The organism is Gordonia sp. 11cp, from assembly GCF_057767225.1.
In genome coordinates this window covers 2483062-2500986 of the sequence record NZ_CM173437.1, presented here as the reverse complement: position 1 = coordinate 2500986, position 17925 = coordinate 2483062, and the positions used below count along the sequence as shown (strand labels likewise).

Here is a 17925-nt window from a genome sequence, read left to right as displayed (position 1 = left end):
GTCGCACAGGATGCGGGCTTCGGCGTGTGATCCAGGCCACCCGATTGCCTGTGATCTGGACCTCATTCAGGCTGACTGTCGTAGAGCCATCACACATGTGGCCACGTCACCCTGGGAGGAAACGTGTCGACCGTCGACCAACCACCACCGGCGCCACACGCGCCGACCGGCGAAGAATTCATCGAGATGCAGGCCAGTCCGGAGTTCCAGGAACTGCGGCGGACCCTGCGGAAGTTCGTCTTCCCGCTCACCGTGTTCTTCCTGATCTGGTACGCCCTCTACGTGCTGCTCGGCGCGTTCGCGCATGACTTCATGGCGACCCAGGTCTGGGGCAACATCAACCTCGGTCTCATCCTCGGTCTGCTGCAGTTCGTCAGCACGTTCGCCATCACCGGCATGTACGTACGCTTCGCCAATCGCCACCTCGACCCGAAGGCCGAGGCGATCCGCAACGAGATGGAAGGCGGTCCCTCGCTGTGAACGCGAATGTCCACACCACCGATGTGACCGTCCTCGCGGCGACCGTCGGCAGCCCTGTCGCCAACATCGCCATCTTCGCCGCCTTCGTCGCGGTCACGATGTTCGTGGTCATCAAGGCCAGCAAGAACAACACCACCGCCGCCGACTTCTTCACCGGCGGCCGCGGATTCTCCGGACCGCAGAACGGGATCGCCATCGCCGGCGACTACCTGTCGGCAGCCAGCTTCCTCGGCATCGCGGGCGCCATCGCGGTCTACGGCTACGACGGCTTCCTCTACTCCATCGGATTCCTCGTCGCGTGGCTCGTCGCCCTGCTGCTCGTGGCCGAATTGCTGCGCAACACCGGCAAGTTCACGATGGCCGACGTCCTCAGCTTCCGGCTCAAGCAACGCCCCGTCCGCCTGGCCGCGGCGATCTCCACCCTCGCCGTGTCGCTGTTCTACCTGCTCGCCCAGATGGCCGGTGCCGGCGGCCTTGTCGCGCTGCTCCTCGACATCGAGGGACGCGTCGGTCAGTCCATCGTCATCGCCGTCGTCGGTGCGCTGATGATCGTCTACGTGCTCATCGGCGGCATGAAGGGCACCACCTGGGTGCAGATCATCAAGGCCGTCCTGCTCATCGCGGGTGCCGGCATCATGACCGTCATCGTCCTGGCCAAGTTCGGCATGAACCTGTCGTCGATCCTCGGGGCGGCACAGGACGCCGTCACCGACTCGACCAGCGAAAAGGTCGCCTCGCGTGACGTTCTCGCTCCCGGCGCCCAGTACGGCGGTTCGCTCACGAGTCAGATCAACTTCATCTCGCTCGCCATCGCACTCGTCCTCGGCACCGCGGGACTGCCGCACGTGCTGATGCGCTTCTACACCGTGCCGACCGCCAAGGAGGCCCGCAAGTCGGTGGTCTGGGCCATCGCCCTGATCGGTGCCTTCTACCTGTTCACGCTGGTGCTCGGCTACGGTGCGGCCGCCCTGGTCGGACCGGACAAGATCCTCGACGCCGCCGGCGGACAGAACTCCGCGGCACCACTGCTGGCGTTCGAGCTCGGCGGCGTCGTCCTCCTGGGCATCATCTCGGCGGTCGCCTTCGCGACCATCCTCGCCGTGGTCGCCGGCCTCGCCATCACCGCGTCGGCGTCGTTCGCCCACGACATCTACGCGTCGGTGATCAAGCGCAACAAGGCAAGTGAGGCCGACCAGGTCCGCGTCTCGCGGTACACCGTCGTCGTCCTCGGCATCGTGAGCATCATCCTCGGCATCCTCGCCAACGGCCAGAACATCGCTTTCCTGGTGGCGCTGGCCTTTGCGATCGCCGCGGCCGCGAACCTGCCGACGATCGTCTACTCGCTCTACTGGAAGCGCTTCAACACCCGCGGCGCCCTGTGGAGCATGTACGGCGGCCTGATCTCCACCATCGTGCTGATCATCTTCTCCCCCGCCGTCTCCGGGTCGTCGACCGCCATGATCTCCGGCGCCGACTTCGCCTGGTTCCCCCTGGCCAACCCGGGCATCATCTCGATCCCGCTGGCCTTCGTCCTCGGTATCGTCGGCACGCTGACGACCCCGTCGGACAACGGCACCCCGGAGCGCAACGCCGAGATGGAGGTCCGCTCCCTCACCGGCATCGGCGCCGAGAAGGCAGTGCAGCACTAGGCAACTCGCGCCCGCCAGATCCACCGACCAACAGACGCACCACCGGCTTCCGGTGGTGCGTCTGTTGGTGGCGCTCGCCGACGATCGCACTCCCGCGTCGCCGTTTCCGTCCCGCTTATCGAATCCAATCAGCGCGACGGAAACGTCACCGCGGGAACGGATTACGCGAGTCAGGCGTCCTGGATCCGTGCGAACGGCGCGGCAGCCTCGAGCTCGAAGGCCAACTCGAGGAGGGTGCGCTCCTGGCCGAGGTCGGCGGCGAAGTGGATGCCCACGGGCATGCCCGACTCCGTCTGTCCGAGAGGCAGACTGATCGCCGGGGTGCCTGCGGTGTTGTTGGCCGGGGTGAACGCGATGAATCCGGTCAGCCGGTCCATGGCCTCGTCGAATTCGATTGCCGGATCGAGATATCCGATCTCGGGGGTCGCGTGGACGACGGTCGGGGTGAGGATCACGTCGAAGGTGTCGTGCAGACCCCGGATCGTGGCGGTGGACTTCTTCAGCCCCCGGACCGCACCGGGTAGCCGGTAGAAATGACGCAGAGCGTTGCGCGACAGACCGCGGGTGAACGAGTCCACCTGCGACCGATCGAATCCCTTGTCGACCACCCGCTTTCCGAACCGATCCAGCGCCAGGGCCAACAATGACCAGTAGTCGATGAAGTCCCGGACGTAGTCACGGTCGACCGGCAACGGCACCATCTCGGTGCGGTGCCCGAGAGACTCGACGAGCTCGGCCGCCTCGGCGACACATCGCTGGGTGTCCCGGTCGAGCAGGGAGCCGGTCAGCGGTTCGGTGATCAGCGCGATCTTCAGTCGCTTGGTGCCCGGACCTTCGACGACCCCGACGGGCGGCATCCCGGGCGCGGGCCGGAAACCCTGCGTGTCGGCCAGGAACCGCGCGGTGTCGCGCACCGAACGGCTCACGATCCCGTTGGACACCAGGTCGATCGGCGCGTCGCGCGTCTCTTTCGACGACTCGACCCGCCCGCGGCTCGGCTTGAGCCCCACCAGACCACAGATCGCGGCCGGGATCCGGATCGACCCACCACCGTCGTTGGCGTGTGCGATCGGCAATGCGCCGGAAGCGACCAGCGCCGCCGAACCGCCGGACGAACCACCCGAGGAGTAGTCGGTGTCCCACGGGTTGCGCGTCGGCTCACGGTCGACGAACTCCGTCGTCGAGGTCAGCCCGAAGGCGGGCATCGTCGACGCGCCGACGACGTTGACCCCGCTGGCCAGGAACTGGTTGGTGAAGGCCTCGTTGGCCGCGGCCGGCCGCGGTGGCACCGCAGCCGACCCATGGCAGGTCGGCAGTCCCGCGAAGTCGGTGTTGTTCTTGATGATCGACGGCACCCCGATGAACGATCCCAGCGGAAAATCGTTGTCGACGGCGCGTTTCCGGGCGCGCTCGCGGTCGTCGAAGGCGATCGCGTTGAGGTGCGGGTTGACGGCGTCGACCCGCGCGATCGCGGCCTCGACCGCTTCCGCGGCGGAGATCTGACCGGAGGAGATCGCGTCGGCGATGCCGACCGCGTCGTGCTCGCCGAGTGCGTCGTCGGTGAACGCGTGGACGTGTTTCATGCCCGGACCCTACCGTCTCGGCGCGGCCCCGATCATCGAGAAGACGTCACCGACCAGTCGGCGGGCGTGATCGGCGTCGAGTTCGAGCCCGAACACCGCGTGGTGGTACACGGGGGCGATCACGTGGTCGAGCACCTGACGCACCGACGGGGTGGGTTCGCCGCGCTCCTGCGCCCGCGCGATCATCTGTTCGGCGTGCTCCCGCCGGATCTCCCAGCACGGACAGACCTCGACGATGTCCTCGCGGGCCGCGACCATGGCGCGCAGATACGCCCGGCGCTTGGGGCGCGCGATGTCGGCGGCGATGATCTGCGCCCACTCGGACAGATCGTCGACGAGGGTGCCGGTGTCGGGTAGCGGTTCACCCTGCGTCAGGGCCGCAACGGCAACCTCCCCGAGCAGTGCGTCGATCGTTCCCCACCGTCGATAGATGCTCGTCGGATTGACCCCGGCGAGTTCGGCGACCTCCGGGATCGTCATCGTCTCGCGGCGTCCGGCACCGACGAACGACTGCGAGCGACGTTGTCAAGACCTCCCAAGGTCCAGTCACCGCAACCGCCGAGGAGTGAATTCTCGCGGGCACTGCCAATGGCCGGTAAACCGTACACTTTCTCAAACCTGCCACGACGTCCTGCTTCTACGCTCAGGGCGCGCTCGTTTTTCGACCGCCGGCCCCTCGAAAACTCGTGTGGCCCGCGGACCTCGAAACTGCGCAACCTGTTCTAAGAAGTGTGCCAAGCGCGTAACACTAGTCCCTGCGTGGACGAATCCAGAGCTATCAAGCCGCAACCAGCGTTCGTTGCCGTCTAGATTCCCTGTCTCGCGTCGTCCATCCGACCGAACTATATTCGACAGACTTCGACCGCGCTGTCGGTTGAGTGTCCCCGACAACGACAAGGCGTTCCATGGCGGTCATTCCTGTCTTCGTATCGTCCACCTTCCGGGATTTTCACCGTGAGCGAGATGAGCTCAACCGCACCGTGTTGCCAGTGCTGAATGAGCTCGTCGCTCCGTTCGGCAGCCGTGTGGAGCTAATTGACCTGCGATGGGGTATCAGCGCCGAGGGCGACGACGCACAAGCACGCCACCTTCGCATTCTAGATGTATGTCTTGCCGAGATCGCCCGTGCGGAACCGCTGTTCGTGGGCCTAATCGGTGAACGGTACGGATGGGTCGCACCGTTTGAGCGCTTGGAACGAGCTGTTGACGAAGCCGGGGAGTCCGAAATACCGGCAGGCGTGTCGGTCACCGCGCTGGAGTTCGAGTTCGGCGCCCTCCGTAGCGGGTCGCAGACCGCGCTCTTCTTCGAACGCGATATCAGCGGCGAGGTATCTGACGACTGGCGTGACACCGACCTCAGTAAAGTCATCGCCCTGAAGCGACGGGTGCATCAACGCTGCCGCGTGTACCCGTATCGGGTCGACGCCACCACGTCGAGTTTCGACTTGTCCCAGTTCGTCGCGACCGTGACGGAACATCTCGGCGCCGAGGTTCAGGCGCGTGCACGTCAACTGTCTGCGACCACAATCGATTCGGTCGGTGCGGCGACTGAACTGTTCTTTGAAGATCGCGCACATGGTTTTGCCGGACGCACCTCGCTGGTGGATAAGGCCACCGACATTGTAGAACGTGGCAGTTCGGTGTGTCTGTACGGCCCTTCTGGCGCAGGCAAGTCGGCCGTGTGGTGTGCGACGGTGTCTCGACTTCGCTCGCACGGTAAACGCGTGATGGCAATACCTGTGGGTGTCGCACCCGAAGTTGCCACTCTTCGCGGCATACTCCTTCGGATCTGCCGCGACTTGGGGTCGACACCGGATGTCTCCATTAACCCCGATGAACTCCTTCAGCACACCGGCGAGCTACTCGGCGCGGCTGCACCGATCGTCGTTGCGATCGACGCCCTCGACCAGCTTCCAGATGACGCTCGGCTCACGTTCTTCTCGACACAACCCAACGGGGTACAAATTCTCACATCAACTACGCTGTACGACCACGTCCACTACCTATTGGGAGCCGGTTTCAGGGACCTTACGGTCCCACTGATGAACGCCGAGTCGACGCGAGCCGCGGTGGCGGCGATCAGCATGTCGATAAGACGCGACCTCCCCCCGGCCGCGATTGACGCGCTAGCTTTGCACGAGCGGTCACCATTGTGGTTGCGCCTGGCCATCGCAGAGCTGCTCACCCTAGAGGCGGAAGACTACGTCGATGTCAACCCGACCGCAGACCCACTGACAGAAACCGCACGGGTCATCAACACCGCCGTGGCCGCACTCCCCTCAACCACCGAGTCCCTCATCGACCGCTTGACCGGCCGGGCCATGAAGCGATATGGGGAACAGACGGTGCGCTCGGTGTTGGAGTACTGTGCCGTATCGCGCTCAGGACTCCGACCGCTCGACATCGAGCAGCTCGTTGGAATCGACGCTCTCTCTGTCGCCGGTGTCCGTCGTGCCCTTGCCCCTCTATTAAGTCCGCGGCGCGAGGGCGGGCGGCTTGGGTTCACCCACGCGATCATCAGTGCACACATCCGCCGCCCGATACCTGACAGCGAGATTGAGCGCCTCCACAGCGAGTTGGTTGCCTTCATGGCCACCGTCGACGACGACCCCCTTTGCACCGACGACCGTCTCTGGCATGCCTTTCGAGCGCCATTACAGGCGCCGACGGTGTCGGCGCTTCTGGCACGGACAACCGAAGCTACGCTTCCGACGATCTGCGCCGTGATCATAGATTCCGTTCGCGCACCCTATTTTCGCAGTAGTTTGCACGAGTTGACTCCGGTCGGAGTCCTTACGCTGACCTCAACCGCCCACCGATTCAAGTCCGAGTCAACTGCTTCGGTTCGCGCCGAGCTGGCTCTCGCACTGTTCGACGCCTCGCGCGCGGTGATTGACCGTGGTGACACCAGTCCGGCTGCATTCAGCGCGTTATCTGATGCGGCGGGTTGCCTCACCGATCTTCGGTCGGTACCTGGGCGAGACCTTCTCGGTGCGACGGCCGACGCCCGCCAGTTCACCAGGCAGCAGTTGGAGGCGCGGCCCAATGAGGTCTCCTTAATGGAGGCATTCGCGCTGACGACGATGGCTTTCGTCAACGAGTCATCCGACCCATCTCGACTGATCGACGAACTCGAGCAGGCATGCAGCGCCTGGGATACGGTCAGTGAACGCAGACCGGGACTCCGCGCCGACTCGTGGTACCAGTTCGCGCTCACTTTGCTCGGCGGGGCGCACCAGAGTGCCGGCAACTTGGACGCTGCACGCAGCGCCTACTTGAAGGCAATTCCACTCGCCGAACGTGTGGACAGCGACCCGTCCCTAAAGAAGCTCAATTCCCACGTCAACCTCGTTAATCTCCGGGCTGGGCTCGGTGAGGTGGCAGCAGCCCAAGGCCACAATGACGAGGCCCGCGACCACTTCCGCGTCGCGGTGACCATCGCACAAGATCAGTACACTCGAAATCCCGACATCAGCGCATCGCGCGACCTGGCTAGGACTGCTGCGGGATATGGTCGTACGCTGTTGAACCTCGGTGAGAATGGATCGGCGCGGCAGTGGCTCAACTACGCTGATCAACTCGCTCGCCGACTCGCAAAAATCGAACCCGACGCCGCCGAGTGGCGGTTCGGCGCCGCGACAGCGGCGGCAGCAGCGATCGCTGATGTCATCGACGGAGACTATGACTCCGCCCGCGAGCGCCTATTCAGCTATCGAAAACTTGCGACGCATCGCGATGAGGAATTCGATTTTGTTGCGCTTCAGCTCTTGCACAACGCACGACAGAATACGCGTATCTGCGAATCGCTCGCTCAACTCGTCGTCGACGTAGCTGCACTCGAAGGAACCCCGACAGAACCCGGTAACACATACACTCGCGCAGACATGCACCAGCAAGCAGCAGCGCAGGCATCGGCGAACGTCAGTGGTGACCGAGACGACACATACGGCATACATGTCCCTGCGGTGTGCGATGCGCTTGAACTGATCGCTGAACAGCGTGCAAGCAAGGACGATCCACACTGGCTAGACACCATTGACGAGGTCATTAGCCTCCGGGTTCGACGACTCGACGGTTCTTCGGCTCGCGACGTGACTGAACGGGCACGCGAACTCGGACGAGCTCTCCTCCTGGAAGCCTCTCAATTACGCGGCCACGATCGTGCTCAAGCAGCTGCGAACATTGCCTTACACTGGACCACATATCTCGCCGAGGACGTCGGCAACGACACCGATAACCGTGTACTTGCTCGCAGACTGACTGAAGTGGCGATGAATGAACGTGCACAGGCCGACATACTGTTTCCTTTCGCCCTTAGATACGCATCAGTGTTAACGAGCAAGTTCCCAGAAGACGCGGTACACCGTTTCAATTACCTAGGCATACTCGACACGTGGGGCGCCCATCAAGCAAATACGGGTCATCCCGAAGATGCTGCCGCCACTTGGCTTCAGGCTGCGCGCCACGCCGGCAGTCCCGCGGCAAATCAGGGCCTTACCAAAATAAGGAATAGTATTGCCCGCAATCTTCGTAAGATCTCGAGCTCTCGCGCGATTAGGCGATCGCTCCGCAAAGAGTGCGCAGCGTGGGCAAACCGCCTGGAATCAGGGTCGTCAACGATGCCGTGACTGGCACCCTCATCCCTCATAGCCAACAAAACGCGCGGAAACATGCTGTGGACGCTCCGCGGGGAGGAACCAAAGCCCCGCTGCCCCACAGCTCATCACCTCACCTGAGGCCAATCCCAGGGGATCGCGGATCGCTTCGAGCTCAGTGCGGGATCGGTAGTCCCTCACGAGCGCGCCAACGGATGGCGGCTCGGAAGGAGAACATCATGGCCGGATACAACCCGACCTGCCCTAACTGCCACCGGTGCGCCAAGTGTCGGGGCGAGGGCTGGGTCGACGTGCGGACTTACGAGCGCGGCTCGGACGGCCGCGACCGGCCGGTGACCCGTCGTGAGACATGTCCGTCGTGCCGAGGTGTCGGCGGCCGGGTGGGGGTGGGAAAACACGACCACCGATGACCGCAAGAGGGCGGGGACGCGTGATTGGCGCCCCCGCCCTCCTCGTCGTCCCCACCCTCGCGCACCGACTACGGGCGCCCGCCGTCGCGCTCGTCCTTCTCGGCTTCCATGACCGGATCTATCAATTCGAGGACCGCGCTATGCGCCAGATTCACGCTGTTTGTCAATAGGTGCAATGTGATCCCTGCGTTCGCCGGGATCGACCCCTCAGCGAGGACGGTCACCCCGTTTTCCCTCTGCACCAGACGAAGTGACACGATCGAGCATTGCTGGTTCCAGCCGTCCCGCAATTCTTCCAGTCGGTTAAACACTCTCGCCGACAGTGCCACCCGATGCCCGGCTTGGACGATGAGGCGTCTCGGTCCTGCCTCCGAGAACATCCACAATACAGTTCGGCCATTGTCGCCGAGACGAACCCTCAACCCTCCGTTAGTCTCTCGAGGATGTCCTGCGCACCGATCGATCCTGTGTCGACGGACTCGCTCAGAACCGCCCGCAGCGTGTCCATCGTCGGAACCAGCACCCCGTCGAGCTGAACGAACTCCCCGTATGGCCGACGGATCGTTGGTCGCCACACCGACCACCGTCTCCGCGATAACCGTCGCACGCTCAGCGGCGACCACACTGGGGTAGTTCGGCGCATTGTCGTTCAGCCACTGCGCGCACCCGTCGTCATTTTAGGCGTCGATGAGCTCCTCTAACTCGCTCATCTGCGCGTCGCACATTGCGGACGCTAGGCGTTCTCCCACGCGCTCCTCCAGCTGCGTGTACAGTCCCCGCGTCAAATCCTCTGCGTCGGCGTCGGGCAATCCCGGCAGCATCATACACAGGACGGCGCACATCGTGGGGTCGCGACAGTCTTCTCAGACAATGGGGCTCTCATCAGAGTTCTACTTTCTGTCGGTTGTCACCGTTCTCGTTCTGGTCAGACCGAACGTCGGAAGCCTGATTGTCGGGGTCCGTTTCGCTGGTGCTCTGATCGCTACTCCCCGGGCCGTCGGGACCGGTGGTGTCAGCGTCGGTGTTGGCAGCCACCTGGTTGTGTCGCTTCGCCAGCCATTCGTCGAGGAAGTTTCCCTCCGTGCGGCGCGGCTTGGGCCGATCCCGTTTCGGGAGTCCGCTTTCGACTTTGGCGCGTATCTCGGCGATGCGCGACTTTCCCTGTGCTGCTGCAGTGGTCTCGCTGCGGTATGGGTCGACCAGCCCCGCGCGGCTCTGTTGCTCCACCTGTTCGCGGATGCGGTCCACTATTGCCTTGTCGCGGTGTTCAACGCGTTCGTTGTGGTCGACGACGAGTGTGTATGGCACCGCGGTCGGTGCGCTGCTGCGCATTATCACTGCCGAGAGATCGGGCAGCGTTGTTAACGTGGTTGCGTCGACCATCCCTCCGAATCGCATACCGAGCGTGGGCGTGTCCCCGGCCGCGCTGCGGAAGGCGATCGTGGTGGCGACGTTGCCGTCGACGGCCGGGCGTAGGTACTCGTCGAGTTGGTCCAGGTACTGGTGGGCCAGCACGATGGACAGGCCGAACTTGCGACCTTCGGCGAGCATCGACGAGAGTGCGCCTGAGATTAGCGACTGCGCCTCGTCGACGATCACGGTGAACGGCACGTCGCGTCGCTTGCGCCGCAACGCTCCGGCCCAGACCCTGTTCAGGTACATGTACCCGACCAACCGGGCCGCTGATTCCCCGAGTTCCGCCTTGGACAGATCGACCAGGATGATGCGGTTATCGTCCATCGCGGCGGCGAAATCGATGGCGTGACGCCCGGAGCCGAGGATCGCGCGCATCGCGGCGGTGGCAGCGAAAGCCTCGAACTTGGAGTCGACCCACGACACCAGCTCGCCGTGGTCGGACGAACGTCGTGCGCCTTTGTCGTTCTTGAACCACGCGGTGAGACGGTCGTCGTCACAGGCCTCGATGGCCTTAGTCATCGCCAGGTCGTTGGCGAGCACCACCGGAACGTCGAGCACCGACGCTGAGTCGCCGTGCAGTGCGCACAGCGCCCGCATCCCCATCGAAATGCGCTCGCGAAACCGCGGTCCGACGATTCCGGTGTCCTTTTTGTCGAAGACTTCTTGGAAGATCGCGCATGTATCCGCAATCGCGATGTCGCGGCGAACTGGATCGGACTCTGCGAGCGTCGACAACGGCACCGGGTTAGTGACGTCGCCGCACCGGATGACCCAAACGCGATCCACGGCGGCCGCAGGCATCTCCTCAAGTATCCGGTTTACCAGGGTGCCGTGCGGGTCCAGCACCAGCCCGCCTTCTCCGGCCGCGGCAAGTTCGTGCATCATTCCCGCGATCGCGGAACTCTTGCCGGTGCCTGTCCGGCCGAGGATCTGCACATGGCGAACTCGCTCGTGCTCGGAGATCGTGACAGGCATCGTCCGATTCGCCATGGTGATGGCATGCCCGAGTCGAATAGCGTTGCCGGATGCAGCCTGCCGTGAGGGGCTGACCGGTATGGGTGCGGCTGGCGCAGTGAAGAATCCGGGCACTGGATCGGGGCCACCGACCGGGATCACGATTACACCGGCCAGATACTCCGCACGCACCGGCAACCATCGATGATTGGCGTTTGCGGCAACCACCAGTCCGTCGAACCGACGACGAATCAAGCTGCGCAACTGAACCGATGGCACCGCGCCGATGCCCAGCGCGGTCAGTCGGGCGTCGAAGCGCTTCGGGTCACCGGTGGACCTCAGCTCGACGCGAATGCCCGCCTCCGTCGAGGAAGCAAGACCACCTGCGAGGGCAGCCGCGTCGACCACTGCGCTCGGCTCCCACTCGGGGGCCGACTCACCGCGATCGTCGAACGCGAAGCCCAGGTGGCCGCCGCAGTCCGCGGGGTAGATCGGCCACCGGCCCGTTAGTGACGCGTCGGTGTAACTGGCTGGCTGGCAGTCGGCCTCGGCGATCACGTCGACGAGTTCGATGACGATTGGTGCGATCTCGTCGGCTTGCTCGCCGCGAACCGTCACACGCGCGTCGATCATGCTGTCGGCGGCTGCGATCATCGACATCTCAATGACGGCGCCGGGCACCTCGGCGAGCACCGCGCTGATCGTTGCCGCCAGTTCCGAACGGACCATCATGGAACGCTCGGCGGACATCCTCCGCAGAGCGGTGACCTGGACCGCTGGTCTCAAGATTTCTGTCGACGTATCTATCTCGCGTTCGCTTTTCATCTCAAACCCCTGCCTGTTTGACGACGGCCCCTTGCCGGCGCAGCGCGTCCTGCCACACTTGGTGCAATGCGGCCGAGTGCGCGGGGGTTAGATAGCTGGTGCCGGCGCCTAGTCCGCTGAGGGTGATGTGCCAGCTACCCATCGCCGGTAACGCCTGTGCCAACGCGTCGGTGGTCGCCGACGCGACTTCTGCATCGGCGAGGGAACTGCGTTGCACGTCGACGCCGATGTTCTGTACCAGGTCGCTGATCATCAGCACATGGGGTGCTGCGTCGCGACCGGACAGCTCGGCGATCGATGTGAATGCGCCGACTACGTCGGTGCCGCGGTCGCGGCCCGCGGCGCGTACGCAGTTGGTCAGTGATCGCACGCGCGCGGTCACTTGGGGGACGATTTGCAGCGACACCTCGGTGGCTCGGGCATCGGTGTTGTCGACGGCTGCCTGGAGGTCCATGGCGACGTCGGACGCCGTGCAGCTTTCGCCGACTGAGTTGCTGCTGATTGTGCGGACCGCGACGGTGTCGCAGTCGGTAGAACGTAGAAACCCGCTGATGACGCTCGAAATCTTGTCGGTGAGGAAGGTGTCGCTGGCGGTCGCGTCGGCGACCACTGCGCACGGCACCGTCGCCGGGGGCTCAGGCGTATCGCCGACGACGCAGGCCGTGGTGGACAGACTGACGACGCCGACGGCCAGGGTGGTGGCCATCAACGTCCGACTGCGGTAGTGCTTCATGGGTGCTCCTTCTCGCGAGCGTTCACGGAATGTCGACGGACCTACCGATCCCGGTTGCTCACCGGCTTCCCCACTGACGCGGAGCCGTCGTGATCCGTTGACACTCTCGACGGCAGCATCGTGCCGTTGCGGCTGTGCACCGAACTTGGCTCGGGTGCTCGCCGCGGCGTCGGCACAAGGTCATCGCGCAGTTGCGCGGCACGCTCGGCCAAGAGGTCGACGCGGCGTTGTCGACGGGTGTGCCGCAGCGCCGCCCGGTCCCGACGGCTCTGTGCCCGGGTTACCAGTGCGTCCGCGACGCGCTGCTGGCGGGCGATGAGCTCCTCGAGCGCTGCCCGCGCGTCGGCCTCCTGCGTGGCGAGCCAAGTGTCGAGGACATGTCGATGGTTGTCGTCCAAGGCGGGCAGGAGCCGGTCGATTTCGTACTCGACCGTCTGGCGGAGCTGCGCCATGGTCGGAATAGTCTCGTGCGGAAGCGGTTCAGGCATGGGTGCGGTGATTCGGCGCGGGCAGCGCCCCCGGGCTGTGAACCCGCCCTTCCCCTCGGTGGCGTGGTCGACGGTCTTTCGTCGGCGGTTCAACATGTTTCAGAGACCTTTCGTGAGGGTGACGGTCGATCCGGGAATGTGGTCGCCGGCCGAGGGTGCGTCGCCGACGGTAAGGAGGGGCACCGCGTAGGCGCGCCGCAGCTCGTCGGCGTCGGGATGCGCACGCAGTAGCGAGGTCCAGTAGAGGGACACCAGCTGCTGCCAGTGCTGACGGGCAACCTCGCAGTGCTGTGCGGTCAGATGAATCTGGTGGGCGCGTTGCTCGGCGAGACGCGCCCGCTCCCGAAGGATCTCCTCGACCCGCCGACGACGTCGCTCCTGCTCGCCGATCAGCTGTGCGCGGTGAGCGTTGCTGCTGCGGCGGGCACGGCGGGCTCGGATGTCCTCCTGCGGATTCCGGTGCTGTTCGGCCGGTGGGTCAAATTCTGCGGTCAGCACATCGAGCTGGCGAGCCTCTTCGGCCAGCGCTTGGTCGAGCTCGTCGATGCCACTGAGGCGGCGCTCCAACACTTTCCGGTGATTGGCGACGGCCCCGCGAAATGCTGCTTGAAAGCGCTCCGTGGTCGGGAAGTGACCGGTGGCGGGGTCGGGCTGCAGACCTCGCTTCCCGTCGAGCTTGCCGCTGCGGTGGGCGAGCTTCCGTTCGCCGTTGGATGGCACCGGCCACACCGTCGCGCGGTTGACGTCGTCGGTGCTGATGCGTCCGGTGTCAAGACCGGGCGCACCTATCTTGCCCACTGCGGAGGGGTCGACGACGAGCGCTGATTGGCGCCCTTTCGGTTTGCGGAACATCTGTGGCTCCTTGTGGTAGGTGATCGATCTGGGGTCCTCTGCCCTACCGGTCCCGCGGACGCGGGACCGGCAGATGCACCGGTCATTGGGCGGCGGTGTTTTCCGGCGGCGGCACGATGCCGTCGGTGAACTCGGGATCGGCCTTGCGTGCCGCCAGATACACCCGTACGTGCGCCCGCGCGTGGTCGTAGCGGTCGTTGAGCGCGGCGCGGGTTCGGGCCGCTACCTCGGTGCGGGTCTTCGCCGCCGTCTGCTCGTCGACCAACTCGGCTTCTCGGGTGCGACGCTGCCCGTCGGCCCGGTCGGCCAGCAGCCGCGCCCACCACAGCTGTGCTTCGACGAGCGACGGCAACGCGGATCGGCCAATCGAGTGCATGGCCAGACCTATGCACAGCGCCGCAATGGCTAGCATTGCCAGCGTCAGGACGGTCCACAGCAGGTCGTTGACGAACACGTCGTCGTAGGCGGACTGGGCCAACTCGTCGACCTTCGGGCCAGACAGCGGGGTGCCATCCAGTTCCGTCGCGTTGATTCGCGAGTTGTCGGCGTGCTTGGTGGCCAGCGCATCGGCACGCACGTAGGCCAGTCCACCCATAACAGCCAGCCCGACAGCAGCCGCACCGGCACCCAGCAGACCAAAGGCACCGAAGATGTTGCGGCCTCGGCCCTCACCCCGGGTCACCTCGTGGGCGACGGCGCTGCCTCTCGCGGCACGAAACCCGACGGTGTGCCAGATGATCAGATATGCCACGGTGACGGTGATGCTGATCGCGGTCAGGTGCGACGCAATGGCGCTCGGCAGGATCGTGCCGAGCACGTTATGGAACATGATGTACTCGCCCTGCATGATGACGGCCAGCAGGCCGAGCGCGACGGTGAGTATCGCGACCGACAACCACAGCGGCAACGCGGCGAGACGTCGCCGGCCGTGTTCCGAGTGCTCGGCGAGTGTGACTCGATGGGGCTCGCGTGGACTGAAGGGATCAGAGGGTTCACGCATATCGGGTCCTTCCGGTGAGTGATGGGCAGTTCCGATGTCAGCCCTACCGACCGCTACCGATCCCGGGTTAGCTCGATTGGGGGAACCCCAGACTGAAGCCGTCGTCGGAACGCGATGTCCGATAGGGTCAACGAACCTGTGTTTCCCTTTTCTGGAGTTGCCATCGATGACGCCTAAACGACGAGCGCTCGTGGTTGGTATCGAGACCGCGCTCGAGGCTCCGAGGCTGCCGTCCGCGTCGTCGGACGCCACCGCGATCGCGGACCTGCTCGAGTTCCACGGGGAGCAGGTCAAACCGAAGGAGAACTGGCAGGTCACCCGACTCATCGAAGAAGTCCGCGACAAGCCCGCCTACGTTTACAGCCACAACTTGCAGCAAGCCATCACCGATCTGCTCATCTCGGACGACGTTGACGAGCGCACCGAACTGCTCTTCTACTTCGCCGGTCACGGCGTACCACGCCCGTGGGGCGGTGAGTTACTCGCCCACAACGACCTCGCGATGTCGTTCAACGACCTCATGGCACTGGTAAATCAGTCTCGCGCCGAGGCGATCACGATCATCCTCGACTGCTGTCTGTCCGGCGGAGTCGGCAACGAGGGGCCCGGTCGACAACTTGTCGACTTCGGCGCCGACCCGTTCCGGCCCGACCGCGCAGTAATCCGCGAAGGTCTAGCCATTCTCACTGCGTCCCGGAGGTATGAGGAGTCGCTGGAGGTTCAGCGTGCTGGGAAACGGCCCGTCGGCGCGTTCACCGAACTTTTGGTGAGTGGTCTGGAGGGCGGAGCGTCCGACCTACTCGGCAACATCACCGCGCTGGACCTCTATGCCTACGCAGCACAGGGATTCGACGATTCCCTTCAGCGTCCGACGTTCAAGTCTCATGTCATCAAGGCACGGCCGATCCGGAAGGTTGAGCCGCAGATTCCGCGGGAACGGCTCGACAAGATTGCCGAGATCTTCGAGGACGGGCGGCCGAAGTTTCTCAGCGAGGAGAACGACTATGTCCCCGGCCTAAACGGTTCGAAGGCGCGGACCGGCGACGGCGCAAATTACGTGCCGTTCACCGGTAGCCCTGCCCAGAATGATCTCGACCACATCAAGCTGTACCGGAACATGGGCCTAGTCACCACCACGGTGCCCAACCGGGATTTCTGGGATGCCTGCTTGAACGAGGAGTCAGTGGAGCTCACCGGTATCGGCAAGTACTACTGGTCGCTCGTCGACCGTGGTCTCCTTCCGCCGGAGTGAAATTTGTACATCCGCAACGCTTGGACACGGGCATGGTCGACGCTGCCGGAGCAGATTCACCCGGTGTTATCCAAACGCGATGGCGACGGTTGGTTTCCGAACGACCGGGTGATCCGAAGCCTGTTTCCCACGGTCTTCGGGGCCGACCTGCCGGCTGAGCTGCGCCTACCTGCCAAACTGCGTGGCTACATCTACATCAAGGGTGAAGCGTCCATCCAGGCGCTGGTCCCGAGCCGGCCGGAAGAGGAGTCCGCAGAACGAATCCACATGGCTGTCTCCACCCAGGCCGAACGATTGGCGCGGTTGGTCGACATCCTTCCCCTCCTTGAAAAGCGCACCACTGCATCGGTATTACGAGCCTCCGATAGGCGCGAGGCGTTGCTCAGACTCGCATGGTCGGAGACAGCACAGCACGCCTCGCTCGACGAAGAGGCCGCCGAGGCGCTCATAGTCGCCACTGCTGCGGCCAACGCAGAGGTGCGCACGATGACCGCGGTCCGGCGGTTGCTGGCGGAGGAGTCCTTGGTGGCCGAGCTGGCAGAGCGTCGCGACCGGGCCGTGCTGCGCGAGAGACCAAGGACTTTGGACGACGCCTTGGCTCGCAGCGTGGGTCCTCTTTTGGAGTTCCTCGATGACGAGGTGCTGGCTACCAAACACCGCGTCACCCGCGGCGGGACCGTCACGCTGGACGAGCTCGTTGGCCCTGGCACACCTGCCGCTGCGAAGTGGGCCGCGGTACGCAGCGTCGACAACACACTGTGGCAGTTCCGCGCGTCGGCGTTGGGTCTATCGTCGACCTCGCCGCCCGGTCCGGCGCCCATCCGGGTCGTCGACGAACCTGCCGACATACGGGTGGGCGGCCCGGCTGTGGCTTGGCTCGATACCAGCATCGAACGCCGGCTCGGCTCGGTGCTGCGCGGTGAGCGGGATGTTCGACGTGGACTGCCCTGCGAGAGGGAACTCCTGACGCTCGAGGTGGATCGCGCGAGCCGGCCTCTCGGCGTCGAGAACGATGCCGCGCGTGCCGTTCTAGCGCTCGGCGCAACTGTGGCCCCGATGATCGGAGAACGCGCCAAGAACACGGAGACGATCGTAGGTGTCGAGGTGCCCGACACCCGCGTCGCGGCCGCGATCCGCTCGTGCTTCCACCAATGGATGAAGAAGCGCCAAGGGGACAATAGAACCGCAACGACTCCGTATGTCGGCACCGCCGTTGTCGAACCCACCGAGTACTACATATCGGCGCTGTGGACGAGGGTGCACGGCCATGACGTCCACGGCAGCGCCGACTACGACGCGACCACCGCCCATGACCTGCTCACCGGGGCGGCGTTGACCGTCACCGACCGCCTAGACGCGGCCGGCCGGGTACGTGTCGTCACCACTGAAGATGCGGGAGACCTTCCCGGCGCCGAGGACACCGGCACTGACGCTGAGATCGACTTCATTCTGGTGACCGAAGCCATCGACAGGGTGCGCAAGGCGGTCGATGACCCTCAAGTGTGGGCCGACTTTTGGTACGACCTGCAGGATGCCGACGAGCCAACCGAGAGCATCACCGCGCAATGGCGCGCCTGGACTGCGCTCGCGGACGTATCACTGGATATCGAACTTCTGCATAGATGGATGCGTGGGCATGACCCAGAATGAACGCGGGATCGGTAGGT

The 17925-nt window shown here is 64.5% G+C and carries 14 protein-coding genes; 5 read left to right on the top strand and 9 right to left on the bottom strand.

The genetic code is table 11. The features are described from left to right. The first annotated feature begins 123 nt into the window (after positions 1-123). Both AC3B6C_RS11115 and AC3B6C_RS11110 read left to right on the top strand, forming a co-directional pair. The gene (locus tag AC3B6C_RS11115) at positions 124-480 is read left to right on the top strand and encodes a DUF485 domain-containing protein (RefSeq protein WP_488376035.1); all 357 of its coding nucleotides are present in this window, start codon (positions 124-126) and stop codon (positions 478-480) included. Further along, the gene (locus tag AC3B6C_RS11110; RefSeq protein ID WP_084817246.1) at positions 477-2129 is read left to right on the top strand and encodes a solute symporter family protein; all 1653 of its coding nucleotides are present in this window, start codon (positions 477-479) and stop codon (positions 2127-2129) included. The genes AC3B6C_RS11115 and AC3B6C_RS11110 overlap by 4 nt, the downstream gene beginning before the upstream one ends. A 170-nt stretch (positions 2130-2299) precedes the next feature. Here the strand turns inward: AC3B6C_RS11110 and AC3B6C_RS11105 are convergent, their stop codons facing one another. Further along, positions 2300-3712, bottom strand: coding sequence for an amidase (locus AC3B6C_RS11105; protein WP_010842863.1), 1413 nt, complete (start codon positions 3710-3712; stop codon positions 2300-2302). Between the two features lie 9 nt (positions 3713-3721). Beyond that, a complete protein-coding gene (locus AC3B6C_RS11100; protein ID WP_488376034.1) occupies positions 3722-4192 on the bottom strand; it encodes a TetR/AcrR family transcriptional regulator in 471 nt (156 codons plus the stop codon). A 425-nt stretch (positions 4193-4617) separates the two neighbouring features. On the opposite strand from AC3B6C_RS11100, the gene AC3B6C_RS11095 reads away from it, so the two are divergent. Then, positions 4618-8340 (top strand): DUF4062 domain-containing protein, encoded by a 3723-nt coding sequence (locus AC3B6C_RS11095; protein WP_488376033.1) that lies wholly within the window; start codon positions 4618-4620, stop codon positions 8338-8340. A gap of 466 nt (positions 8341-8806) precedes the next feature. On the opposite strand, the gene AC3B6C_RS11090 is transcribed toward AC3B6C_RS11095, so the two are convergent. The 7 genes from AC3B6C_RS11090 to AC3B6C_RS11060 form a co-directional block, all read right to left on the bottom strand. Continuing rightward, complete coding sequence (locus AC3B6C_RS11090; protein ID WP_488376032.1) at positions 8807-9118, bottom strand: hypothetical protein; 312 nt, start codon at positions 9116-9118, stop codon at positions 8807-8809. Between the two features lie 297 nt (positions 9119-9415). Then, positions 9416-9559 (bottom strand): DUF5663 domain-containing protein, encoded by a 144-nt coding sequence (locus tag AC3B6C_RS11085; RefSeq protein WP_488376248.1) that lies wholly within the window; start codon positions 9557-9559, stop codon positions 9416-9418. A gap of 61 nt (positions 9560-9620) precedes the next feature. Next, on the bottom strand, positions 9621-11933 hold the full coding sequence (locus AC3B6C_RS11080; RefSeq protein ID WP_488376031.1) for a type IV secretion system DNA-binding domain-containing protein: 2313 nt from the start codon (positions 11931-11933) through the stop codon (positions 9621-9623). 1 nt (position 11934) lies between these two features. After that, entirely contained in the window at positions 11935-12666 is a 732-nt protein-coding gene (locus tag AC3B6C_RS11075; RefSeq protein WP_488376030.1) for a hypothetical protein, read from the bottom strand. Between the two features lie 41 nt (positions 12667-12707). Then, positions 12708-13118 (bottom strand): hypothetical protein, encoded by a 411-nt coding sequence (locus AC3B6C_RS11070; RefSeq protein WP_488376029.1) that lies wholly within the window; start codon positions 13116-13118, stop codon positions 12708-12710. Positions 13119-13253: 135 nt separating this feature from the next. Continuing rightward, positions 13254-14006: a hypothetical protein gene (locus AC3B6C_RS11065; protein WP_488376028.1), complete on the bottom strand. Its 753-nt coding sequence runs from the start codon at positions 14004-14006 to the stop codon at positions 13254-13256. Between the two features lie 82 nt (positions 14007-14088). Then, on the bottom strand, positions 14089-14913 hold the full coding sequence (locus AC3B6C_RS11060; RefSeq protein WP_488376027.1) for a hypothetical protein: 825 nt from the start codon (positions 14911-14913) through the stop codon (positions 14089-14091). 169 nt (positions 14914-15082) lie between these two features. Here AC3B6C_RS11060 and AC3B6C_RS11055 point away from each other — a divergent pair, with 169 nt between their 5' ends. Then, on the top strand, positions 15083-16258 hold the full coding sequence (locus AC3B6C_RS11055; protein WP_488376026.1) for a caspase family protein: 1176 nt from the start codon (positions 15083-15085) through the stop codon (positions 16256-16258). Positions 16259-16261: 3 nt separating this feature from the next. Continuing rightward, complete coding sequence (locus AC3B6C_RS11050; protein ID WP_488376025.1) at positions 16262-17908, top strand: hypothetical protein; 1647 nt, start codon at positions 16262-16264, stop codon at positions 17906-17908. The last annotated feature ends 17 nt before the right edge of the window (positions 17909-17925 follow it).